General features: G+C 40.5%; 22 protein-coding genes. 13 read left to right on the top strand and 9 right to left on the bottom strand.

All coding sequences use genetic code 11. The features are described 5' to 3' along the window. Positions 1–113 precede the first annotated feature (113 nt). Together AC4MC0_RS16590 and AC4MC0_RS16585 are read left to right on the top strand one after the other, a co-directional pair. Entirely contained in the window at positions 114–755 is a 642-nt protein-coding gene (locus AC4MC0_RS16590) for a glutathione S-transferase family protein (RefSeq protein WP_491887161.1), read from the top strand. A 14-nt stretch (positions 756–769) separates the two neighbouring features. After that, positions 770–1,372, top strand: a complete 603-nt coding sequence (locus tag AC4MC0_RS16585) for an alpha/beta fold hydrolase (RefSeq protein ID WP_491887160.1) — start codon at positions 770–772, stop codon at positions 1,370–1,372. A gap of 30 nt (positions 1,373–1,402) precedes the next feature. Here the strand turns inward: AC4MC0_RS16585 and AC4MC0_RS16580 are convergent, their stop codons facing one another. Next, positions 1,403–2,005: an SPOR domain-containing protein gene (locus tag AC4MC0_RS16580; protein ID WP_125274328.1), complete on the bottom strand. Its 603-nt coding sequence runs from the start codon at positions 2,003–2,005 to the stop codon at positions 1,403–1,405. A gap of 278 nt (positions 2,006–2,283) precedes the next feature. Then, positions 2,284–4,089, bottom strand: coding sequence for an arginine--tRNA ligase (gene argS / locus AC4MC0_RS16575; RefSeq protein ID WP_491887159.1), 1,806 nt, complete (start codon positions 4,087–4,089; stop codon positions 2,284–2,286). Positions 4,090–4,266: 177 nt separating this feature from the next. On the opposite strand from argS, the gene AC4MC0_RS16570 reads away from it, so the two are divergent. Further along, a complete protein-coding gene (locus AC4MC0_RS16570; RefSeq protein WP_004684392.1) occupies positions 4,267–4,551 on the top strand; it encodes a DUF2798 domain-containing protein in 285 nt (94 codons plus the stop codon). A gap of 8 nt (positions 4,552–4,559) precedes the next feature. On the opposite strand, the gene AC4MC0_RS16565 is transcribed toward AC4MC0_RS16570, so the two are convergent. Beyond that, positions 4,560–5,159 carry a YfjT/YkfB family phage-associated protein gene (locus tag AC4MC0_RS16565; RefSeq protein ID WP_205667345.1) on the bottom strand — a complete coding sequence of 200 codons (600 nt, stop codon included), beginning with the start codon at positions 5,157–5,159 and terminating at the stop codon, positions 4,560–4,562. 272 nt (positions 5,160–5,431) lie between these two features. On the opposite strand from AC4MC0_RS16565, the gene AC4MC0_RS16560 reads away from it, so the two are divergent. From AC4MC0_RS16560 to AC4MC0_RS16540, 5 genes are all read left to right on the top strand, one after another. Then, the gene (locus tag AC4MC0_RS16560) at positions 5,432–7,132 is read left to right on the top strand and encodes an NAD-dependent malic enzyme (protein WP_491887158.1); all 1,701 of its coding nucleotides are present in this window, start codon (positions 5,432–5,434) and stop codon (positions 7,130–7,132) included. A gap of 151 nt (positions 7,133–7,283) precedes the next feature. Further along, on the top strand, positions 7,284–10,589 hold the full coding sequence (locus tag AC4MC0_RS16555) for a type VI secretion system Vgr family protein (RefSeq protein WP_491887157.1): 3,306 nt from the start codon (positions 7,284–7,286) through the stop codon (positions 10,587–10,589). Beyond that, positions 10,579–11,133: a hypothetical protein gene (locus tag AC4MC0_RS16550; RefSeq protein WP_335999852.1), complete on the top strand. Its 555-nt coding sequence runs from the start codon at positions 10,579–10,581 to the stop codon at positions 11,131–11,133. Before AC4MC0_RS16555 ends, AC4MC0_RS16550 begins: the two co-directional genes overlap by 11 nt. After that, complete coding sequence (locus tag AC4MC0_RS16545) at positions 11,133–11,330, top strand: hypothetical protein (protein ID WP_491887156.1); 198 nt, start codon at positions 11,133–11,135, stop codon at positions 11,328–11,330. The genes AC4MC0_RS16550 and AC4MC0_RS16545 overlap by 1 nt, the downstream gene beginning before the upstream one ends. Before the next feature lie 5 nt (positions 11,331–11,335). After that, positions 11,336–12,158 (top strand): IS5 family transposase gene (locus tag AC4MC0_RS16540; RefSeq protein WP_087554504.1). Its coding sequence is split into 2 segments (ribosomal slippage): positions 11,336–11,716 and positions 11,718–12,158, totalling 822 coding nucleotides; the frame shifts between segments, so codons are not numbered across the junction. An 81-nt stretch (positions 12,159–12,239) separates the two neighbouring features. Here AC4MC0_RS16540 and AC4MC0_RS16535 read toward each other — a convergent pair. Then, complete coding sequence (locus AC4MC0_RS16535; RefSeq protein WP_491887155.1) at positions 12,240–12,386, bottom strand: hypothetical protein; 147 nt, start codon at positions 12,384–12,386, stop codon at positions 12,240–12,242. Between the two features lie 4 nt (positions 12,387–12,390). Between AC4MC0_RS16535 and AC4MC0_RS16530 the strand changes: the two genes are divergently transcribed. Further along, a complete protein-coding gene (locus tag AC4MC0_RS16530) occupies positions 12,391–13,965 on the top strand; it encodes a LysM peptidoglycan-binding domain-containing protein (protein ID WP_491887154.1) in 1,575 nt (524 codons plus the stop codon). Further along, entirely contained in the window at positions 13,962–14,690 is a 729-nt protein-coding gene (locus tag AC4MC0_RS16525; protein WP_234304211.1) for an SH3 domain-containing protein, read from the top strand. Before AC4MC0_RS16530 ends, AC4MC0_RS16525 begins: the two co-directional genes overlap by 4 nt. Positions 14,691–14,740: 50 nt before the next feature. Here the strand turns inward: AC4MC0_RS16525 and AC4MC0_RS16520 are convergent, their stop codons facing one another. Beyond that, positions 14,741–15,661, bottom strand: a complete 921-nt coding sequence (locus tag AC4MC0_RS16520; RefSeq protein WP_335999856.1) for a Dyp-type peroxidase — start codon at positions 15,659–15,661, stop codon at positions 14,741–14,743. Between the two features lie 160 nt (positions 15,662–15,821). Between AC4MC0_RS16520 and AC4MC0_RS16515 the strand changes: the two genes are divergently transcribed. Beyond that, positions 15,822–16,442, top strand: a complete 621-nt coding sequence (locus AC4MC0_RS16515; protein WP_279679263.1) for a LysE family transporter — start codon at positions 15,822–15,824, stop codon at positions 16,440–16,442. On the opposite strand, the gene AC4MC0_RS16510 is transcribed toward AC4MC0_RS16515, so the two are convergent. From AC4MC0_RS16510 to AC4MC0_RS16495, 4 genes are read right to left on the bottom strand one after another with little or no spacing between them, the layout of a single operon-like run. Further along, positions 16,436–17,053, bottom strand: coding sequence for a hypothetical protein (locus tag AC4MC0_RS16510; RefSeq protein ID WP_491887153.1), 618 nt, complete (start codon positions 17,051–17,053; stop codon positions 16,436–16,438). The two genes, AC4MC0_RS16515 and AC4MC0_RS16510, sit on opposite strands and share 7 nt — an antisense overlap. A 23-nt stretch (positions 17,054–17,076) precedes the next feature. Then, a complete protein-coding gene (gene znuB / locus AC4MC0_RS16505) occupies positions 17,077–17,877 on the bottom strand; it encodes a zinc ABC transporter permease subunit ZnuB (RefSeq protein ID WP_279679261.1) in 801 nt (266 codons plus the stop codon). Positions 17,878–17,880: 3 nt separating this feature from the next. Continuing rightward, a complete protein-coding gene (znuC, locus tag AC4MC0_RS16500; RefSeq protein ID WP_078426299.1) occupies positions 17,881–18,663 on the bottom strand; it encodes a zinc ABC transporter ATP-binding protein ZnuC in 783 nt (260 codons plus the stop codon). Continuing rightward, on the bottom strand, positions 18,648–19,142 hold the full coding sequence (locus AC4MC0_RS16495) for a transcriptional repressor (protein WP_004984035.1): 495 nt from the start codon (positions 19,140–19,142) through the stop codon (positions 18,648–18,650). Before AC4MC0_RS16495 ends, znuC begins: the two co-directional genes overlap by 16 nt. A gap of 141 nt (positions 19,143–19,283) precedes the next feature. On the opposite strand from AC4MC0_RS16495, the gene AC4MC0_RS16490 reads away from it, so the two are divergent. Together AC4MC0_RS16490 and AC4MC0_RS16485 are read left to right on the top strand one after the other, a co-directional pair. Beyond that, positions 19,284–20,123, top strand: a complete 840-nt coding sequence (locus tag AC4MC0_RS16490) for a metal ABC transporter solute-binding protein, Zn/Mn family (RefSeq protein WP_201702150.1) — start codon at positions 19,284–19,286, stop codon at positions 20,121–20,123. Between the two features lie 171 nt (positions 20,124–20,294). Then, complete coding sequence (locus AC4MC0_RS16485) at positions 20,295–20,693, top strand: ATP synthase subunit I (RefSeq protein WP_004684416.1); 399 nt, start codon at positions 20,295–20,297, stop codon at positions 20,691–20,693. The last annotated feature ends 78 nt before the right edge of the window (positions 20,694–20,771 follow it).

The raw sequence follows: 20,771 nt of genomic DNA, 5'->3' as shown, positions 1-20,771 counted from the left end.
TTTATAGGCGGTAAAGGATTTTGTGCGACTGGATATTCATGTGTATCGAGAGGTGCAAAATCCAAATTTTAGAGTAAAGTGGGTGCTAGATTTCAATTAAAAAAGGTAAAACAATGATCACCCTGCACCATTTGGAACATTCACGCTCTTTACGCATTTTATGGGCTTTGGAAGAGTTAGGGTTGGAGTATGAGGTGAAGTTTTATAAACGCCTACCGACCTATGTTGCGCCACCTGAGTTAAAAAACATTCATCCCTTAGGCAAAGCCCCTGTTTTGACCGATGGTGATTTGGTCATAGCAGAATCTGCGGTGATTTTAGAATACTTGCAAACCACCTACGATACGGAGCACAAGTTTAAACCGCAAAATCCAAAGGATTTAATGCAATACAACTACTGGATGCATTATGCCGAAGGCTCGTTGATGCCATATTTGGTTATGACTTTGGTGATGAGTAATGTACCCAAGCATGTTCCATTTCTAATTAAACCGCTTGCCAATAAAATTTGTGATGGGGTGAAAGGCGGTTTTATTAATCCACGCTTGAAAGAGCACAGTGCATATTTGGAAAATTATTTATCTCAACATGATTATTTTGCAGGGGATTTTTCCTTTGCCGATATCCAAATGAGCTTCCCTGTGGTGGCGATGCAAGAGCGGGTAAAAGCCCATAACCCTCAAATGGTTGCTTATGCACAGCGCATTCAGCAGCGGCCAGCCTTTAAAAAAGCCAAAGAGCTCAGTGGGTTCTAGTGGGTGGTAATGGTTTGAACTTGATTTTCTTACCCGGTGCATCGGGCAATACGGCATTTTGGCAACCGGTCATACAGCACCTTCCTCAGGACGATTCAACCATGGTCGTCGCTTATCCGAGCTTTGGTGGCTATCCTGATGATGTGGATATACAGAGTTTTGAGGGCTTACAAGACGATGTATTGAATCAAATCCAACAGCCTTCTGTGGTCGTTGCACAATCGATGGGCGGCATTTTTGCAGTGGAAGCTGCCTTAAAAAAAGCTGAGCAGGTGCAGGCCTTGGTGCTCGTGGCAACCTCAGGCGGTATTGATTTAAGTCCTTTTCAGGTGAAGGATTGGAGAGAGGATTATCAACAGAGCTTTATGGTTCCTGATTGGTTTGTTCAGCATCAGTCTGATTTGACGGACAGTTTGGAGCATATCCGTTGTCCTGTTCTGCTGATTTGGGGCGATGCAGATCCGATTAGCCCTGTTGCGGTGGGGCAGGCCTTACACCGTCAAATATCACATGCAGAATTGCACATCGTATCACAGGGGCAACATGATTTGGCTTATGTACATGCAGAGCATGTTGCGCAATTGATTCAAAATTTTCTCGTCAAACTCAGAGTATAAAAAAGGATGCCGAGGCATCCTTTTTTTGTTTTAGCGTTTGACCACAATTGAGTCAATGCCACTATGTTGTAGGGTTTGTTGCGCAATCACTGCGGCTTCTTGCGAGTCGTATGGCCCTGAAATCACGCGATACCATGTTTGGCCGCCTTCAACGGTTTTGACTACATCGGCAGAGAGACCATTTAAGATAATTTCTGCACGACGTGCATCGGCACTGTCTGGGTCAGGGTAACTGCGGACTTGCAATATAAAACTTGGTGCTTGTGGTACTGGCGCTGTTTCGGTTAAACCCGGTTCAGTAGGGGTACTTTCTTCGGCAGCAGGTGCTTCAACAATCACCACGGTGCTTGGATTATCTTTAGTTTCAGGAATGGCTTGATCAGGAATCGGCGTCACTTGCTGCTGTGGCAGTAGGTCATAGAAACGGTAGTCTTTATTGGTTTCTTCTTGATAATGTTCCGAAGTGATTTGCCCTTTCGGCTTCACTGGTGCCCAAGGTTTCCACAGTAACAGTGCTACAGCAAAACAGAGCACGATTAAAATGACCACAAGTGTACCGAGCCAAGCTGGAATCAGTGGCTTTTTGGGTTTGTTCGGTCTTTCAGATACACCGCGCTGCGTTTTTCCAAACACGTGGAAACCTCTTTTCTTTTAATCAATATGAGGGACTGGCCCATTCTTTTCTTTATTTTAGTACTTGGCCTCAAGGAATTAAAAGAGGCGTCATCGTAAAATAAAGAATCGCTTTGCAAAATTCAAGTTTCACAAAGCGAGCGATACATTAGGGTTTATATGGCTACTTCGGGCAAAGCCCTTCATCTTGTGACGATGTGCAAAGCGTTGCTTTTTACATCGTTACCTCAAGCATAGCTTTCGGTCTTGCAGCCATGTGTGAAGCTTTGCTTTGCAGATTACATCGTCTCAGGTGCAGACACACCTAGTAACTCTAAACCATTACGCAAAACTTGTTGTACGTTTATTGAAAGTAATAAACGGGCTTGCGAAAGGGCAATATTCTGTTCGTCGATAATTCTTGTATTATCCAAGTTATACCAACCATGGAATAATGCTGCGAGTTCTTTCAAATAGTTACCCACTTGGTGTGGTTCATAGCTATTTGCTGCACGAAGCACAATTTCAGGATAGGCCGCAAGTTTGGCAAGAATTTCAGTTTCAGCATCAAGAGTTAATAAGGTCGCATCGTAATCAGCTGCTTGGTTCCGATCAAAAGGAATGCCTTTTTCAGGTGCTTTCACATCGACCATACGATTAACACGTGCATGTGCATATTGGATGTAATACACCGCATTGTCTTTGCTTTGTGAAACTGCAAGGTCTAAGTCAAAGTCAATGTGTTGCTCAGACTTACGCATCACGTAGTAGAAACGCGCAGCATCGTTGCCCACTTCTTTACGCAGGTCACGTAAAGTCACGAACTGACCAGAACGAGATGACATTTGTACCATCTCGCCACCACGCCATAGGCTGACGAACTGAACCAATAGAACGGTGAGTTTTTTCGAGTCATACCCTAAGGCATCAATCGCGGCTTTAACCCGTGAAATATAGCCATGGTGGTCTGAGCCCCAGATATCAATAATATCGGTATAGCCACGTTGTAATTTGTTCAGGTGATAAGCAATGTCAGAAGCAAAGTAAGTGGTTTGTCCATTACGACGCTTCACAACACGGTCTTTTTCATCGCCAAATTCAGTTGATTTGAACCAAATATTGCCGTCTTTTTTGTATAAGAAACCACGTTGTTCTAAAGTGGCTAACGCTTCATCAATTTTATCAGTGAGTGATGCTTCGCTGAACCATTGGTTAAAGGTTACGCCAAACTCGCCTAAATCATCTTTAATGTCATCTAAGATGGCATGGAGTGCTGCTTGGTGGAATACACGGTAGCCAGCACCAATGAGTTGCTGTGAATTGGCAATTAAACCATCAATGTGTTTTTCTTTGTCGCCTGAAAGGACAACTTTATTGCCTTCAGCATCGAGCTCTTCTGCATATTGTACATCTTCAGGGACATCCTTATAGACGTCGGCTACAGGGCGAACGTAGGCATCGCCATCAGCATCAATAATGCTTTGCGCGATTTCTTTAACATAATCGCCTTGATAGGCATTTTTTGGGAAAACCAGTTCCTGACCTGTTAATTCGAGGTAGCGTAAATAGGTGGATGTTGCAAGGATGTCCATTTGACGGCCTGCATCATTCACATAATATTCACGGTCTACCGTTGCACCTGTTGCTTCAAGCAGGGTTGCAACGGTCATCCCGTACGCTGCGCCACGACCATGACCAACGTGTAAGCTCGACGTCGGGTTGGCAGAAACGAATTCTACTTGGATTTTTTTCGCAGCATTGGCTTGAGTGCGACCAAATTGCTTGCCTTGCGCTTGAATTTGATCGAGCACGGCAAAACGTTGGTCGGCATTTAAGAAGAAGTTAATAAAGCCAGGACCTGCGATTTCTGCTTTGCTGATATCCGCTACTTCAGGCAGTGCAGCAAGAATTTTTTCGGCTAAATCACGTGGCTTCATCCCCGCAGCTTTAGAGGCAATCATCGCGATATTGGACGCGAAATCCCCGTGGCTTCGGTCTTTGGTACGCGTCAAAGTACTGCTGTTATTCCAGTCTGCTGGAAGGACGCCTTCAGCTTGAAGGTTTTGCACTGCGTGCTCGAGAGCTGCTTGGATTGCCGTGTTCATATTCAGTCGAAAATTTAATGTCGCAGAAAAACGCTAAATATAGCAAATTTCCACGTCTTTAGGTGAATCCATTTTTTTAGAATAAAAAATGTTCAAAAACTGCTAACGATTGCGCTGCAATAAACATGAAAAGCGCAGTATGATGAGAACCAAAACGCATACTTTTAAGGATAAAACGTGTCTGAACAGCGGCCGATGATCATTGGCAATATTCCCAAGTTACCAGCAAAATATGCAATGTTTATTTTACCGTTTTTTATCTCATTTTTTATGAGTGGCATTATTTCGATGATCAATCTTTGGCGCAATTTGGGTTGGGTGGACAATTTCCTACAGGTTTGGCTGTCCGCATGGATGATGTCTTGGGTGGTGGCCTATCCTGTAGTGCTCATTGTACTGCCGATTGTGCGCCGTTTGACTGGTGTATTTGTCGATATGTCACATTTGAACCCACCCAAATAACCTCCATTTTAGTTATTTTCACGGCATGAAACAGGTTTGCTTAGGAGTTCCGCATTTTGGTTTTGAAAACGATACAGTTTGCTGGCATGAAAGAGCTTAATCACTTTGGCACTGGCAAGCTGTTGTTGAAAACGACTCAGGGTTTGGCGTTGAAATGGATCAAAGGGATTGCCGTAGTTTTTGTTGTCGAGTAAAAACTGAATCTGTCCTGCTTCTTTATCATAGCCATATAAAATACGTTTGCCTTGTGCATCTTGAAGCTCAAACGTAGGCGGATAACTGCTGATTTTACAATTCAGACGTAGTGATAGCACAAAGCCTTCGGTCGATTTGTTTTGTAGCTGATAAATCCCTTGTTTTTCATTCTCCAAATAGACCCATTGGTTCAAGGGTAAATTTGCACTGAGTTGCTCATATTGCTCGATGGTGGCTTTACTGATATCGACAATGCCTTTGGGATCGATTTCAGGCAGTTTTTCGTTATGACCAAATAGTCCTGTAATTTTATCACTCACCTTATTTTGCGCCGTAGAAATGGATTGGCATGCTGTCATTTGTGTGAGGTAAAGACATGTAAGGCTCAACAACATCAATTTTTTGATGATCATTTTTAATATAAAGAAGAAATAAAAGCGTTAGCTTAGCTTGAGCTTTATTCAAGTTCAAATTTTATCCATGCGCTATTTGATTGAAAGACTGCCGTAAACGTCATTTTTACGTTGTGTCGGTCTGATTTTTATTTTCAGACTAAATCGCTTTGATAATTGCATCACGCTTATAAATATCAAAAGATGCGCAAATGGCGCTAAGCTAGTAGCCGAATTAGATGCATAGATTCTCCCCATAGGTTCATCTAAATCTATGTAGAACGAGATAGGTAATGACGACAGAATATTTAAAGACAAAACAACCCTTATACATCCCTTATGCGGGCAATACCTTACTTGAGTTGCCGCTGTTAAATAAAGGATCGGCGTTTACGGAAGAAGAGCGCACTCGCTTCAACTTGCATGGTTTAATTCCGCATGTTGAAGAAAGTATTGAAGAACAAAGTCAGCGTTCTTATCAACAGTACTGTGCTTTTAATGATGTGATCAATAAGCACATTTACTTGCGTAACATTCAAGACACCAACGAAACCTTGTTCTATCACCTCATTGAAAACCATTTAAGTGAGATGATGCCAATTATCTATACCCCAACGGTGGGTGAGGCTTGTCAGCGTTTCTCGGATATTTATCGCCGCCATCGTGGCACATTTATTTCTTATCCAGACCGTGCGCATATTGATGACATCTTGCATAACATTAACAAGAAAAATGTCAAAGTCATTGTGATTACCGACGGCGAGCGTATTTTAGGCTTGGGAGACCAAGGCATTGGCGGGATGGGTATTCCCATTGGAAAGTTGTCGCTATATACCGCGTGTGGTGGTATTAGCCCAGCTTATACGTTACCAATTACCCTCGATGTCGGGACCAATAATCAGCAGTTACTGAATGACCCGATTTATATGGGTTGGAATCAACCACGCATCAGTGGTGATGAGTACTATGCTTTTGTTGATGAAGTGATTGCTGCAATCAAGCGTCGTTGGCCGAAAGCCTTAATTCAATTTGAAGATTTTGCGCAAAATAATGCCATGCCGTTATTGAATAAGTACCGTGATGAAATCTGTTGTTTTAATGATGATATTCAAGGTACCGCAGCCGTTTCTGTGGGTAGTTTGATCGCTGCATCACGTGCAGCAGGTAAACAGCTCAAAGATCAAACCGTTGCCTTCTTAGGTGCGGGTTCAGCAGGCTGTGGGATTGCTGAGCAAATTGTTGCGCAGATGAAGGTTGAAGGTTTAACTGATGCCGAAGCGCGTGCACGCGTGTATATGGTCGATCGTTTTGGTTTAATCACTGAAAATCAGCCGAATCTACTCGATTTCCAACGTAAATTGGCGCAAAAGCCAAATGTGATAGCGCAATGGGGCAATGCTGAAGAAGTGATTTCACTGCTCGATGTTGTGAAAAATGCCAAACCTACTGTGTTGATTGGCGTATCGGGTCAGCCGGGTTTATTCACTGAAGAAGTGATTCGCACTTTGGCTTCGAACTGTGATCGTCCGATTGTGCTGCCACTGTCTAATCCAACGTCGCGTGTTGAAGCAGTGCCAGCAGATATTATTCACTGGACAGACGGCAAGGCTTTGATTGCGACGGGCAGTCCTTTTGCTCCTGTCAACTATCAAGGCAAAATTTATAATATTTCGCAGTGCAACAACTCGTATATCTTCCCAGGCATTGGGCTGGGCGTGATTGCGGCCAATGCAACCCGTGTGACTGACTCCATGTTAATTGCATCGAGTAATGCTTTGGCAGATTGCTCACCGATGCTCGTGAATCCTACAGCAGATTTATTGCCTGAGATTGATGAAATTCAGAAGGTCTCTAAGCTGATAGCCTTCAAAGTGGCCAAAGCAGCAATGGATGCAGGTGTAGCCCCGATTATTAGTGATGAACAATTGCAACACGCGATTGAGAAGAACTTTTGGAAGCCAGAGTATCGTCACTATAAACGTGTCGCCTTCTAAAGCTTAAAATGAGATCGAATAAAAAGGAGCATGATGCTCCTTTTTATTTTTTGAGAGCTGCGTCTTCATTAACATTATTTTACTAGATTAAAAAAAAGACATTTTGTACACTCCGCGCACAAGTATAAAAACCAATAACTTAACAATGATCATGTTCAATTCTATTTATAAAATGCTGGAATCCTTTGGATTCGGCTCACAAAAACGTGCTTTGCATATTCATTTTTCTAATCCAGCTTTGAACACACAGGTGTTTATTCAGCGGATTGAGGGTGAACATCGCATTAATCAGGGCCTAAAAGCTGAAATCCTATGTCTATCGACCAACGCTTATTTGCCTTTAAAACAGTTCATTGGTGGGCGAGTCGCGGTTGATCAGGTCACGGATGTGGGACAGCTTTCTCGTCTGACGGGGGTGATTACCAGTGCCGGTCAGGGGCAAAGTGATGGCGCATTAACTGTTTATAAACTGACGATTGAAGATGCAACAGCGCTGTGGCATAAGCGCAGAAACAGTCGTGTGTTTATGAGCAAAAGTGTTCGTGAAATTACTGAAACTCTGTTTAGCGAATGGCAAAGTCACAGCACGTTATTTGCAGCCAGCTTAAGCCTGAACTTAGAGGGTTTGAGCCGTGATTATGATGTACGACCCTTTGTCATGCAGTCTAATGAAACCGACGCTGAATTTCTCACTCGACTATGGCGGAGTGAAGGGATTAATTGGTTGATTGATGAACAAGCTCCGATGGTGCTCAGTTCGTCGGAACCGATTCAGGCACAGCAACTTCGTTTGATGGATGATAATCAAGCTTTTACAGCACTGGGTCGTCGTACGATTCGTTTCCACCGCAGCCATGCTACCGAGCCTTTTGATAGCATCACCAGTTTTATTGCTGAACGTCACTTACAGTCCACCACAGTACAGACGCAGCGTTGGCAAGCGCAACATTTAGCTCAAGATCAGAGTCAGGCTGTATTGAGTGCGCATCAGCACAGTGATCAACAGGACAATGAAAGTTTGGGTCTGGAACAAGTCTGGTGTGTCAGTCCAGCATGGACGGCTGATTTACAAGGTCAAGATCAGGTCACGCTTGCCAATAGCAGTCAACTAGATCGTCTCAACCAACAACTGAACCAATATCACGAACTTCAGGCCAAATATTTCACAGCAAAAAGTAGCGTTCGAGATGCGCAAGTCGGCTATTGGTTTGAAATGATTGATCATCCTGAAATAGACCAGCATGTGTCCGCAGAGCGTGAATTTCTCATTTTAGGCAAAGTCTTTTATAACCAAAATAATTTACCCAAAGAGTTATTACAGCAAATCAATTTATTACTAAAAGAAAGTCGCTGGCAAGGTTTGAGTGAGGAACGTCAAGCCAATGAACTCTTTGTCGTACGCCGTGAGGTCAAAATTGTTCCTAAATATCAAGCGTGGATACACCGTCCAGTAGCCTATCCTTTACGCGCCAAAGTCGTCGGGCCTGAAGGGGAAGAAATTTATGTGGATGCATGGGGGCGGATTAAAGTTCGCTTCATGTTTACGCGTAGTGATGACCATGCTCATGATGGTGGTGCGGGTGCAAATGATAATGACACGGACTCGGCATGGGTCGATGTATTGACCCCATGGGCGGGTGAGGGGTATGGCGCACGTTTTCATCCGCGTATCGGAGAAATTGTGGTCATCGACTTCTTTGAGGGGGATGTCGATCGACCTTTTGTCGTAGGGCGTATTCATGAAGCGGAGCGCCATCAAACCATGTTTGATGTGAAGGGGACATTGCCTGCGACGAAGAAACTCAGCGGGATCCGTTCGCAAGAGGTTGCAGGGCAAGGCTTTAACCAACTGCGTTTTGATGATACGACAGGACAAATTAGTGTGCAGCTACACAGCAGTCATGGAGCGAGTCAGCTTAATCTCGGTAACCTCAGTCATCCAAAAGAAACTGAGAACAGTGATGGGCGTGGTGAGGGGTTTGAGCTAAGAACGGATCAATGGGGAGCCATGCGTGCAGGCAAAGGCCTCTTGATTAGTACCTATGCACAGGATCAAGCGGTCGCAGATCATTTGGCTGCATCCGAAGCCCAGTCCATCTTGCAGCAAGGTCATGACAGTATGCACATGCTGAGTACTTTGGCTGTTAAACAACAGACTGATGCACTGAATGTGATCAATCGTCTGCCTAAATTGATTCAGTCTGTAGAGCTAAAAGGGGCCAATCAAGCCCTCCAAGCAACTGTTGGTTTATTTAAAACTGCAGTCAGTCAGGATCCGATTTCGGCATTAAAAACGTGTGGTGGTTTTATTGAGGATATTCAAAAATTTGGTCAAGACACAGACAATTTGATCAATGAGTTTAAAGACTATTTTAGGGATACAGAGGCTTCAATAGACAATTTAAAAGCCTTTATTGATAACCTCGAAGAACATGGCACAGATGTTTTGAAAAGTCAGTTGCAAGGTGTGAAAGAAAAATTGAATGCGGATCCATTCGCCGCTTTAAAAGATGTAGGCAAAGTGATTGCCAATGTTGATATGAAAGACTTTGACCTAACCAGTGCTTGCGGAAGCTTTAATAAAGGCAGCAAACTGAATGTTAATCCCATGCAGGCATTGGGCTCCATGCAAGGTTTTATGGAAGGTTATACTCAAGGCCTAGAAAAAGCTCAGGATGACCAGCAACAAGCTCAAGCGAAGATCTTTCGTCAGGCTTTAATGCTGTTGGCTTCCCCCAATGGCATTGCCTTAACGACGCCTGAAGATATTGTTTTACAGGCTACTCAAGACATCGCTGAAAGTGCACAGGGTTCCATTAACTTAAGTGCCCAGAAGAATATTATTGCGCATGCGCAGGATAAGGTGAGCTTATTTGCTGCACAAAAAGGGCTAAAGGCATTTGCTGCAAAAGGAAAAGTTGAATTACAGGCGCAAGATGATGCGATAGAGGCGATTGCGCGTAAGGTGATTAAGCTGATTTCAACTGAAGATAAAATAGAAATAACCAGTCCGAAGGAAATTGTACTGACTGCTGGTGGTTCACAGCTCAAAATTAATGGGGATGGGATTTTTACGATAACAGGTGGAAAGTTTGAAAGTAAGGCGGGTCAGCATAGTTTTGTGGGTGGGGCAAAAGTATCTTATGAGGTTCCTGAATTACCAAGTATGTTTTATGGAAATTTTCTTGTTAGGGATCAGCAAAATAATCCAGTAAAAGGACAAAAATATAAATTAACCTTACCATCTGGACAACAAATTTTAGGAGCGACAGACGATAATGGTATGACAGTAACTGGATATTCCTCATCAAGTGATGAAAGTTTGAATTTGGAAATTATTGAAGAAGTAACCCAAGACATTTGGTTCCAACCACAAACAACGTATGAGTATGAACAGCTTAATCATATAGATTCTCCGCTAATTGATGAAGATAATGGTGAAATAAATGAAGAATAATTTTTTGGTTATTTTCTTGATATCTATAGTAGTTTATGGGTGTAACTCTTCTGATTTATCAGATGGGGGGAGTTTAAATTATAAAAAATATGAATCAAAAGAAATAAAATGTGGGAAGAAAAGAATTAAAATTCTTTCGAGTTGTTATGATTCTGAGGAGGGACTTGTTGATAGAGGTAGTGGAGGAATCGTTAGACAATGTAGAAGTAGTAAACTATTAATTGATGAAAAAACTGTAATTAACTTACCAATAATAGATAAAATGAATAATAAGGAAAAAATAATCTTAGAAGAAGGGTATTTAAGCCCTATTAGTTTTTCATGTATAGAGCATGAAGGAAATAGTTTTTTTCTCCTAAATCAAGGTGTCTCAAATAACATCAATGCAATGACTGTTGAAGAGGTTAATGAATTTAGAAAACCAGTTGTTTTAAATTTAAATGGAGTTATTACTCCAAAAAAAGACGCTAAAAGAATTATAGATAATATGAAAATAAAAAGAATAAAAGTTATATCTGCTAATGCAGTTTATGGGGAAGAATAATGTCTAATATATATGAGATATTGCGTCCAAAAAAAGGTTATGCTTATACAGATGAGCAAATTGTAGATTACTCTTTGATCAGCATTCCTATACCAACCAATAAAAAAAATAAAGGAAATTCTAGAATATATGGTGATATTGAAGAGGCTAACTTTAAGAATAGATCTCTTGCGAAAGTAAAAACCACCTCAATATAAATTTCATGAGATATCAGAAATTAAATCGTTTTTCAGATTCTGAATTCAAACGCTTGGTTGGCGTACCTCGACAAGTTTTTACTGAAATGGTAGAGGTTTTAGAAAAAGCAGAATCACTCAAAAAGAAATCAGGTCGTCCTCATACTTTAGATATAGAGGATCAGTTGTTATTAACTCTCAATTACTTACGGAACTACAGCACTCAACTGGAATTAGCGGCAAATTACCATATCGCTGAAAGTAATGTGAATCGAACCATTAAAAAGGTTGAAGATGCATTGATGAAATCAAGACGTTTTACTCTGCCAAAACGAAGCATTACCACAGCAGACGAACACTTTAACTGGGTCATTATTGATGCGACAGAATGTTCAATAGAACGTCCGAAAAAAAAATCAGAGTAAGTTCTACAGTGGTAAAAAGAAGAAACATACGCTAAAAGCACAAGTGATCTATCATCCGAACAGCAAACAAATCATAGGGCTAGATATATCGAATGGCAGTCAGCATGATATTAAATTGGCAAGAAAAACGGTTAAGAAATTCAAACATTGTGAATATGTTATGACCGATTTAGGGTACTACGGATTAGAGCAAGATGGCTTTAAATTATTGATGCCAATAAAGAAAAAGAAGAATTTACCCTTATTTGATGTTGAGAAAAGGTACAATAAAATGATTGGAAAAATACGAGTTGTGATCGAACACATTAATAGTCAATTGAAAACATTTAGAATATTAAGTGAACGCTATCGAAATAGACGGAAAAGATTCGGTTTACGCATTAACTTAATTGCTGCACTCGTAAACCGGATAAACTTGCAATAATGACTTTCGCAAGAGATCTAATATAGTCGACATTATTATTTCGCTATGTTCGAGGTATAACCTTGATTATAAGGAAACGGCTTATACTTTATTAATTTGTTTAGCAGAATCTGGTTTTAATCCAGATGCAGCGGCTGGAACCACCAGTGCCGCAGGACTTGCACAATATACAAAGGATACAGCAAATGCATTTAGAAAAAGAGCTAAAGAGCTGATTGGTGTAGACATTGATATGAGAGGAAACAATGTTTTTGATGCAACGATCGGATCATATGGTGTTTTGGTTGCATTTTTATTTAATAAAGAGCTGGCTATTAATTGGGGGTTTAAGCCTAGTGATGAGAAATACTGGCAATTAATATATATGCTTCATCATGATGGTCCAGGATATTATAATGATGATCGTGGTAAGCAGCGAGCATATAATTTCAAATGGAGGAAGGATGCAATTAGAGCGTATGAAAGAATTTTCAAACAGAAATTAGTAGTATTAACAGCTCTACTGAAGCAAAAGGTAGAAACCAAAATTAAACTAACGGATAATAATGGTTCAGATGTTGAGAATAAAAATTATATTTTGGCAACTGTTAAAAATTCGAGTAATGAAAAGCCTTCACATTTATCAATGGATAGGGGTAATGAAACGGAAATAAATGTTATTTTTGGGAAAACAAATTCAAAAGGAGAGACTAAATCTATACTCTCAAGAATTGGTGATGAAATAATTACTATTATACTTCCTGATAATTACAAAGATTTAATACAGACTAGTTCTACAGCAGGATACGTTGTAAAAAAAGGGGATACTCTAGAAAAAATTGCTAAATCTAATGCTACAACCGTAAATAGAATTATAGAAGATAATAATATTCAAGATAAGAACAAGATAAAGGTTGGTCAGATTCTATTTTTTGGTGTGAGTGAAAGCTATAGTGTGAAATCGGGTGACACCTTAGCAGGAATTGCTAAAAAATTCGGCACTACTATAGAGGAAATAGCAAAAGATAATAAGATAAGTAACATAAATAATATTGCAATTGGGAAGAAACTAAAGATAAATAAATACTTGAGGCACAAACCATCTAATAGTGCTTTAAACCAAATTTTTAACAATATTGGTTTAGGTAATTTAAATTTAGATATTCTTGAGTTTTCGAAGAATCACACAGCGAAGCCGACCGGTAGTATTAGTAACAGTGCTCAACAATTTAATAATATGATTGAGTTGAGTACTCCAGTAGCAAAAGAAGCTGTTAATAATCAAAAGGTAAAAGAGCCTCCAAAAATTGATAAAAATAAAACGCAATTGAATGGGAATACAAAGGATGTGAAAGTGAAAATATCTGATGGGATGGCTGTTATTTATACATTTCAAGATATGGATTATGGCCCGTTTGAAGAGCCCAAAGAAGGATATACTGTTTTCTATGATCATTTAGGTAACAAACTTTTTAGCTTCAAATCAGGAAGTAGAGTGTCTAGTAAAGCTAAAAGTAACGCTGATGGGATGTTCACTGGATTTTATACAATTATTTCCGGTGGCACTAGGACAAGTCAATTGGGGGCAGCATATGGAACTACAAAAATTCGTAGTACTGATACAAGGGCTCGTTGGGTTCATGGAGGAGGCTCTGGCTTAAAAGATCCTTACGCTGAAAAGCAGGGCTGGCGCGTTACAATGGGTTGTACTCGTGCGCAGAACAAGGATGTTGAAAATTTGGCAGAAAAAATCATAAACTTTCAGCGTCAATATCCTAATATAAAAATTAAATACATTCGCGATAAAAAAGGAACTTACCCTAAATGAGAAAAAATAAAATGAATTATATCTTTTTTCCTTTTTTAATGACAATTAGTACTTGTATTTATGCTGATTTTGGATTGATTCAAGATAAAGACGGCTATGTTAATGTTCGTGAATCGGCAGATTTGAGCTCTAAGGTTATATCTAAACAGAAGAATGGAGAAATAGTTTCATGTGTGGATGATATTGTGAATAATTTCTGTTTTATTAACTCATCGTCTGGTGTGAATGGTTATATTTATAATAATAGAATTAATAGATTTGATAGTTATAACAAAATAAAATTAAAAAAATATGATGTTAAAACTGTTTTATATAGGAATTCTTTATATACAGTTGAGATCTCATCGAAGGATGCGGATTTGAATTCAAAAAATTATTCCAAAAGCCTAAAGGGGAGCGAGTTATATAGTTTGTATAAAGGGAAGGCTTTTTATGGTACGGATGGTGACCTCCCTACTGTAAACTTTCTTCAGTTGAACAGAATTGTAGTTAAGATCCAAGAGCAAAAAATCATTATTAATTCAGATCAATTGGAAAACTATTTTTTTCCAAAAGATGGGCTCAGTAGTAAGAATGAACTTGCTGATTTTCAGATTTATCAGAAAAACAATGATTTATACATAATCAACTCATTAAGTAGTGGTGGGGCTGCTCAATATAATATTGCATTACATATTAAAGATGGGAAGTTAGTGAAAAATAGCGTATGGAAAGCCGAATTGTAAAAGATTAGCTTAACTACAGTAGGCCATTACTGTAGTTAAGCATTAAAAAATCACCCTTCCAAAACTTCTTCCAACAGCTCCTCACTCGGCGCAAAATAATAAGCACCATCCACAGGAGTCACAAAATGAAGCATACGGTCATGGATTCCATCACCACTGGTGCCAAACATTCGCAGTAACATCGCATCAATAATGTTTAAATCTTTCGTATAGGCAATAAAAAATAAACCTTGCTCACCTTTACCATCGCCATAAGGAAGCGAGTGACGTAGGATTTCCATTTCTTCGCCTTCATCATCTTCAACCACGACACGTGCAACGTGAGAATTTTCAGGCTTAACGTCATCATCTAGTTCAATACTTTCAAGTTTTGTCCTTCCAAAGACTTGCTCTTGAGCATCAACTTTTAATTTTTTCCACTTTTCCAAATCATGACAATAGCGCTGTGCAAAGATAAAAGAGCCATCTGCGAATACTCCTGCATCTTCACTTAATAAAGTCGTTGCAGCACGATCATCGGGGAACTGCGGGTTTTCAGTACCATCAATAAAACCAGTCAAATCTCGACCATCAAAATTGCGGAAACAGACTCGTTCATCTAGAACATCAACTTTATCTTGGATACCTTCAAAGAACGATTGACTAAGGGCAAAACAAATATCGGTACGTTGGGCCGCTATATGAATTAAAACATCCGCAGGTGAAACAGGCATATTGAAAGAGCCATAAATGGGCTCTAGCTGTTTAAACCCTGCAGGCGCTGTAGGATGAAGTTGTGCCCAAAGTTCAGGGCCAAAAGCAACAGCCGTTTTAATTTGCGCATGTGGATGTTGGGTAATAAGGCGATCACGAGTTGAAAATAAATCTTCTAATTTTTCTTTAAGTTCTTCAATACTTAAATCTTTTAAACGTAAAACAATAAAACGGGCATGATCTGAAGGTAATGGTAGAATTACAGATTGGGCGGTCATTCATGGCTCCTAAAAAAATTGTTATTTCTATTGGCTGTACTTATTGTGCCTTATGCAGTTTCTGCTTCATAGCCTTAAGTGATAAATTCATTAATGAATAATAAACCCTAAAAGCATGAAAGATCATATAATCTAAAGGTCATTTTTTCTCAATACCACTATGTCATTTCAAATTTGGCTTGGCTTTGTACTCGCATGTTGGATCATTAGTATTTCTCCAGGGGCAGGGGCCATTGCGTCAATGTCGAGTGGCCTTAACTATGGTTTTCGGCATGGTTATTGGAATGCGTTGGGTTTACAACTCGCCTTGTTGGTACAAATCGGTATTGTGGCGGCTGGGGTAGGGGTGCTCTTTGCCACAACGCCTTGGGCATTTTGGGCCGTGAAGTGGTTTGGTGTGGCTTATTTATTGTATTTGGCTTATTTACAATGGATGGCACCCATCCAATCGATTGAAATTCAACAAGAACAACCGACTAAATCACGCTCTAAATTGGTGATGTATGGCTTTTTGATCAATATGAGCAATCCCAAAGCAATCGTATTTTTATTGGCAGTTTTACCGCAATTTTTAGATTTGTCTAAGCCGCAGTGGAGTCAATATGCGGTGATGGCCGTCACGATGGTTACGATTGATTTGATTGTGATGGCAGGATATACGGGATTGGCAGCGAAAGTTTTAAAACTCTTAAAATCCCCGCGACAGCAAAAATATCTAAATCGTACTTTTGCAGTGTTGTTTGCCTGTGCTGCAAGTTTATTGAGTTTAGTGCATCAGTAATTTTGTTTAAATAAATCTTCTATAGTTTGATACAGAAACTCAGTTAATTTATATAACTCTTGCAGATCGGTAAGATGATTATGATTTTCTGCATTTTCATATGCATATCGAGTATGTTCGAAAAGTTTTCGATTTCGCTCAAGAAGAGTTCTTGGATCTCTACCAAATTGATTTGAATATTGATTATTTATATATTGATATAGTTCGGAATCTTTTTTTGAAAAATAATCGAATAAACTGTATAAGTCATGCCCATTTTTATTATTGGTTTGAATTTGTCTATAGGTGGGTAATATTAAAAAAGGTTCATCATTATTAGGGTGGTTAGACCTTTGGGTTTTATTTTCAGTGTCTAAGCTTTTAAAAAAATGTTCTATAGCTAATGCTAATAGCATTAATATTGGATACGGCTTAAATTCTTTTGAGTTATATGCTAGTTGAGCTATCTGAAAATAATCTCTTCCATGTGTAAATATATCGCTATCCTGAAAAATATAACGATTTTTTAAACTATTTTTTAACTGTTCATCAGACATAATTATTTTCTCAGTATTGGGGTTTACATTTTTTATATAATTTGAATGTTTACGAGTAAAGCCATGCGATTTCATGGCTTTAATTCATGCCCAATTTTTTAAGTGATCTTTTTAAACTTCTGCGCGATAAAAATCAGCGCAAACAGAATCGACATGGTTAAGACAATGCTGAGTCCTGTAGAAGTATTTAGCCCTGCACTGGACCATAAACCAACTGTCACCCCAATTTGCGCAATCACAAAGGCCCAAATCACCATTTGTTTTGGAGAGTGGGCAAGCAGTCGAGCGGTGAGTGCTGGAATGACAAGCAAGGCACCCATCAGTAAAGAACCCACTGCACGAAGTGCTAAAATGGTAAATAAAGCCAGTAGCAACATAAAAATCAAACGTTGCCATTTCGCACTGACACCTTCACTGACGGCCATATCAGGATCGATCGCGATCTGAATTTGAGCTTGCCAACTTTTATAAAGCACTGCGAGTGCAACAACAATAACGGTCGCAAAAACGGGCAGGTCTGTCCAAGTGATCGTGAGTAAATCACCAAATAAATAGCTGAGTAATTCAGGTCTTAAGCTTGGAATATGTTGAATAAACATCAGACCCGAGCAGAGCAAGGTTGCAGAACAGAGTGCGAGTAATGCGTCATTAGGTAAACGCGGATCATGCAAAACCCAAAGGATCGCCACCAACAAGCCCGCAATAAAAGCCACACCCATCCACAAGGGCAACGCCATTGCTCCAGCAATCGCGACACCCAGTAACGTGCCATGTGCCATGGTGTCGGCAAAGAATGACATGCGACGCCATAGCATCAAACAGCCTAGTGGCGCAGTTAAAAAGACCAGAAGCGTGCCCATAATCCATGCAGGCAACAGCAGTTGTAACCATTCCATCATGAGTTAAGCTTCCGGTTCAGGGTGAATGTGTGGGCGAGCGTCATGCTGACAAGGCGTTGCACTATCACCATGTGCGCAGTGATCATGATGATGTTGATAGAACACGCGGTTAGTACCAAAAATAGCTTGATACTCAGGGTGTTGTTGCACACTTTCAGGCAGGCCACTACAACAAATGTGTTTATTCAAACACACCACACGATGAGTTCCTTGCATGACCCACTGCAAATCATGTGAAACCATGAGCACAGCACAACCATATTTGGCGGGTAAACTGCGCACATAGTCGTACAACTCAGCCTCAGACTGAATGTCTAAGCCTTGCATGGGTTCATCGAGAACCAAAATATCAGGTTGACGTAACAGCGCACGAGCCAGTAAAACGCGTTGACGCTCTCCACCTGAAAGCTGCTGTACTTTGGAGTTTTCAAGTTTGCTGATCCCCGTATCGTGGATAATTTCTTGCTTGATTGCAGGATCGCATTTTTCCAAAGCTAAGAGGTCTTTTACCCTAAGCGGTAGGCTATGTGAGGGATTAAATTTTTGTGGCACATAAGAAAACTTGAGTGGCTTTGTTGTTTTAATGTCGCCAGCATTAGGGTGAACAATACCCAATAGCACTTTAATGAGTGTGGATTTCCCCGCACCATTCGGACCAATTAGGGTCACAATTTCCCGTTCATGTAAGACAAAATCGACATGCTTTAAAATGTCGCGTTCATCGATACGAACACTAATTTGGGAGAGTTCGACCAGAACAGGATCGAGGCTTATTTGTGGCGACACTGCTGACAAATTCCTGAAATTTCAATAATGCTATGTTGTGCCGTAAAACCATCGGCTGCGGAAAGTGCATCGAGTTGTTGTAATAATCCTTGAGCAGAGGCCTCTGTCACTGATTTGCAATCGGTGCAAATGAGAAAAGCTGCTTGATGGCCTTCGCGTGGATGACAACACGGAATATAGGCATTAATTGAGGTGAGTCGGTGAATGAGGCCTTTTTCTAATAAAAAGTCTAAGGTGCGGTACACCGTCGGTGGGGCAGCAGGGCGGTCGGCATTGCTTTTAATTTTAGCCAACAAGTCATACGCACCCATCGGGCCTGTCGCATTCAGGATCAGTGCCAAGACTTCTTTTCTTAAGGGGGTTAGGCGCGCACCAGTTGTTGCGCACAAGACTTCTGCTTCAGCCAAACGCGTCTCAACGTTGTGATGACCATGCACATCATGTAAAGCATGGTGGTGTTCGTGAGAACAAGCGCTCATAACAAACCTCAAGTGCAAAATTTATAAAAGAAAAACGACATTAAATCTTAACATGAAGCGCAGAGAGTTTCGATTAGGCATAGGTATTTTTGTCGATTTGTTATATTATAACACTAATTGTATTTCTAGTGATTGCTCCCCATGTCCCGTTTCTTGGCTTTTTTTGCGTTTGCGCTGTTTAGTAGTGTTGCTTGGACGCAAGACTTGATTGTCTCTACACAGCCGATTTACTTGATTGCACAGGAAGTGACGAAAGGCATTGAAAAACCAACCTTATTGTTGGCCGATCAATCTGGACATGATGTAAGTTTGACCCCAATGCATCGTAAAATCATTCAGGATGCAGGTTTGGTTGTTTGGTTGGGACGAGCCCATGAAGCACCGCTGGATAAACTCCTGACCCCCAATGATAAAGCAGTTTCTATTTTAGATTCAGGCATTATCAATGCTTTACCACTACGAAATACCCGTGGTGATGCCTTAAAAAATACCATCGATACCCATGTTTGGCTTGACCCAAACAATGCGGTACGCATCGGTTTCTTTATTGCAGGCCTGCGTTCACAGCAGATGCCTGAGTATAAGGAGCGCTACTGGAACAATGCCAAAATCTTTGCTCAGAAAATGTTGCAAGCTTCAGCTATATATAGTCAAAGTACCCAAGCTCGCCCATATTGGTCTTTTCATGATGCCTATCAATACCTGGAGCGACCTTTAAACTTACGCTTTGCAGGCGCATTGACAGATGATCCACATATTGCGCCTACGGTTGCGCAAATCAAATACTTAAATGACAGCCGCCCTTATTCAAAGATGTGCCTTTTGGCTGAAGTGCATGCTAGTCAAGCACAATATCAAAAGTTGAACCCATTGGTTTTCCAAGCGGTTGATGAAAGCATGACTGGGGCAGGGGATTTTGTCAGCGCGTGGAAGCAATTGGCCGATCATGTGCATAAATGTGTGCTAAACACCCGAAAGTGACGCAAAAATTAAACAATAATTGATTAGTTTAAAAGCAATTTAAACATAGAAAAAAACTCGACTTAGGTCGGGAAAAGATTGCATGTTCAGGGGTGTAACTCTATAATGCCAGCGATTAAAAATAATCATCAGCTAAACTTGTCAAGCATGATTGTTGTGAGTGAATAAATAATGAGCCGAACTAGTCGCTTGATTGACCGACGATTAGCGAAAGCTTTAGTCCTCTTACAAGCATGTATGATTCCTGTTTCAGCCTTGATCGGCTGGGTCGTGAAAGACTCAACCGCAGCCCTGAGTGCAGCATTAGGTGCGCTCGTGTGTTGGCTTGCGACTTGCTATTTTTCATGGCAGTCGTTTCGAGCTGCAGGAGCTCGCGCTTCTAAACAAGTTCTTGCGAACATGTATAAAGGCATGATGGGTAAGTTTGCAATTGTGATTGTTGGTTTCATTTTAATTTTAAGCAATGTCAAACCGTTGTCAGCGGTGGCGTTGTTTTGTGGTTTTATGCTCGTTCAAACCATGACGTGGGTTGCTCCATTTTGGGTGTCGCGTCAACAAAAACGAGTTTAATAAGCACTACAAAAAATTGAAAAGTTTTTTAGGAGATGGACGAGATATCAAGCAGCACGCGATGTTCGTTCTCTCTAT

The organism is Acinetobacter sp. CAU_H_S139_7 (genome assembly GCF_058599305.1).
This window is presented reverse-complemented; position numbering and strand designations above follow the sequence as displayed.

Excerpts from the sequence above, each read along its gene's own strand:
- AC4MC0_RS16590 (WP_491887161.1), top strand. The coding sequence starts at position 114 with ATGATCACCCTGCACCATTTGGAACATTCACGCTCTTTACGCATTTTA.
- argS (WP_491887159.1), bottom strand. The coding sequence starts at position 4,089 with ATGAACACGGCAATCCAAGCAGCTCTCGAGCACGCAGTGCAAAACCTT.
- AC4MC0_RS16565 (WP_205667345.1), bottom strand. The coding sequence starts at position 5,159 with ATGATCATCAAAAAATTGATGTTGTTGAGCCTTACATGTCTTTACCTC.
- AC4MC0_RS16560 (WP_491887158.1), top strand. The coding sequence starts at position 5,432 with ATGACGACAGAATATTTAAAGACAAAACAACCCTTATACATCCCTTAT.
- AC4MC0_RS16555 (WP_491887157.1), top strand. The coding sequence starts at position 7,284 with ATGTTCAATTCTATTTATAAAATGCTGGAATCCTTTGGATTCGGCTCA.
- AC4MC0_RS16550 (WP_335999852.1), top strand. The coding sequence starts at position 10,579 with ATGAAGAATAATTTTTTGGTTATTTTCTTGATATCTATAGTAGTTTAT.
- AC4MC0_RS16545 (WP_491887156.1), top strand. The coding sequence starts at position 11,133 with ATGTCTAATATATATGAGATATTGCGTCCAAAAAAAGGTTATGCTTAT.
- AC4MC0_RS16535 (WP_491887155.1), bottom strand. The coding sequence starts at position 12,386 with ATGTCTACACCAATCAGCTCTTTAGCTCTTTTTCTAAATGCATTTGCT.
- AC4MC0_RS16530 (WP_491887154.1), top strand. The coding sequence starts at position 12,391 with ATGAGAGGAAACAATGTTTTTGATGCAACGATCGGATCATATGGTGTT.
- AC4MC0_RS16525 (WP_234304211.1), top strand. The coding sequence starts at position 13,962 with ATGAGAAAAAATAAAATGAATTATATCTTTTTTCCTTTTTTAATGACA.
- AC4MC0_RS16520 (WP_335999856.1), bottom strand. The coding sequence starts at position 15,661 with ATGACCGCCCAATCTGTAATTCTACCATTACCTTCAGATCATGCCCGT.
- AC4MC0_RS16515 (WP_279679263.1), top strand. The coding sequence starts at position 15,822 with ATGTCATTTCAAATTTGGCTTGGCTTTGTACTCGCATGTTGGATCATT.
- AC4MC0_RS16510 (WP_491887153.1), bottom strand. The coding sequence starts at position 17,053 with ATGAAATCGCATGGCTTTACTCGTAAACATTCAAATTATATAAAAAAT.
- znuB (WP_279679261.1), bottom strand. The coding sequence starts at position 17,877 with ATGATGGAATGGTTACAACTGCTGTTGCCTGCATGGATTATGGGCACG.
- AC4MC0_RS16495 (WP_004984035.1), bottom strand. The coding sequence starts at position 19,142 with ATGAGCGCTTGTTCTCACGAACACCACCATGCTTTACATGATGTGCAT.
- AC4MC0_RS16490 (WP_201702150.1), top strand. The coding sequence starts at position 19,284 with ATGTCCCGTTTCTTGGCTTTTTTTGCGTTTGCGCTGTTTAGTAGTGTT.
- AC4MC0_RS16485 (WP_004684416.1), top strand. The coding sequence starts at position 20,295 with ATGAGCCGAACTAGTCGCTTGATTGACCGACGATTAGCGAAAGCTTTA.